This window comes from Streptomyces sp. NPDC058864, from assembly GCF_042742985.1.
Lineage (GTDB): Bacteria > Actinomycetota > Actinomycetes > Streptomycetales > Streptomycetaceae > Actinacidiphila.
Map to the genome: position 1 here is coordinate 1 of NZ_JBHYMQ010000158.1, position 1,646 is coordinate 1,646.

General features: G+C 67.3%; 1 protein-coding gene. It reads left to right on the plus strand.

Annotated features, from left to right (window positions below; all coding sequences use genetic code 11):
- Positions 1-58: 58 nt before the first annotated feature.
- Positions 59-1,591 carry an ISL3 family transposase gene (locus ACFW3D_RS42105; protein ID WP_500513783.1) on the plus strand — a complete coding sequence of 511 codons (1,533 nt, stop codon included), beginning with the start codon at positions 59-61 and terminating at the stop codon, positions 1,589-1,591.
- Positions 1,592-1,646 lie beyond the last annotated feature (55 nt).

The window sequence follows — 1,646 nt, forward strand, 5'->3', positions numbered from 1 at the left end:
GGCTCTGTCTCACATTCGGTGGTGACGGAGAGTTGCGAGGGTCGTTGATCTTCATGTGATGGATGTCAACGAGCTTGTGCAGATGGTGTTTTCGGGTCTGTCGCCGCTGGTCATAGAGGATGTGGCCGACGAGGGTGAGCGGATCGTGGTGCGGGCCCGGACGCCGCTGGACACCGCGGTCTGTCCGGTGTGCGAGGCGTCGTCGGGACGGGTGCACGGCTATCACTGGCGGACGGTGGCCGACGTTCCGGTCGACGGGCGACGGGTGGTGGTTCGTGTGCGGGTACGGCGCCTGGTGTGCCCCACACGAGGCTGCCGCCACACCTTCCGCGAGCAGGTGCCTGGGGTGCTGGAGCGATACCAGCGACGCACCGCTCGTCTAACCAGGCAGGTTATGGCCGTGGTCAAAGAGTTAGCGGGCCGGGCGGGAGCGCGTTTGCTGGCGATACTGGCGGTGGGCCTGTCCCGTCACACGGCCCTGCGCACCCTGCTGCACATCCCGTTGCCCACCGGGCGGACGCCCCGCGTGATCGGCGTCGACGACTTCGCCCTGCGCCGGCGGCATCGCTATGCCACCGTGGTGATCGACGCCGAGACCCATGAGCGGATCGACGTGCTGCCTGACCGCACCGCCGGAACGCTGGAAGCGTGGCTGCGGGAGCATCCGGGCGTCGAGGTCGTCTGCCGCGACGGCTCAACCACCTACGCCGAGGCCATCCGCCGGGCCCTGCCCGACGCGGTCCAAGTCGCGGACAGGTGGCATCTGTGGCACAACCTGTGCGAGGCCGCCCTCAGCGAGGTGAAGGCGCACAGCAGCTGCTGGGCCACCGTACTGAATGCACCCATCTATGACGGGCCACGCGCCCGAACCACCCTGGAACGCTGGCACCAGGTCCACGACCTGCTCAATCAGGGCGTGGGCCTGCTCGAATGCGCCCGCCGACTGCAACTGGCCCTGAACACCGTCAAACGCTACGCACGAGCCGACCGGCCCGAGCGCATTCTCCGCGTCCCCAAATACCGAGCCAGCCTCCTCGACCCCTACCGCGAGCACCTGCGAAAACGCCGGGCCGAGAACCCCGCTGTCCCTGTCAGGCACCTCTTCGAAGAGATCAAGGCACTCGGCTACACCGGCTGCCTCAACCTGCTTTACAAGTACATCAACCAAGGCCGCGCAGACGCCGACCGCAGCCATATCTCCCCTCGCCGGCTCGCCCGGATGCTCCTCACCAGGCCCGACAACCTCAAGAGCGAGCATCGCGACCTCCTGGGACGGCTCACCGCCGTCTGCCCCGAGATGACCCAACTGGCCACCCGAGTTGCGGACTTCGCCCAGCTCCTGACGCCTCGCGAAGGAAACGCCGACGGCCTCTCGCGATGGATCGTCCGGGTCCGCACAACCGATCTGCCCCACCTGCACTCCTTCGCGCGGGGCCTGGACCGAGACCGGGACGCAGTGATCGCCGCGCTCACGCTTCCGTTCAGCAACGGCCCCACCGAGGGCGTCAACACCAAAACCAAGCGGATCGCGCGCCAGATGCACGGACGGGCAGGCTTCACCCTACTTCGCCACCGCATCCTCCTCGGATAGCAGCACGCTCCGTCACCACCGAATGTGAGACAGGGCCGTTCTTTGTACAGTCCCG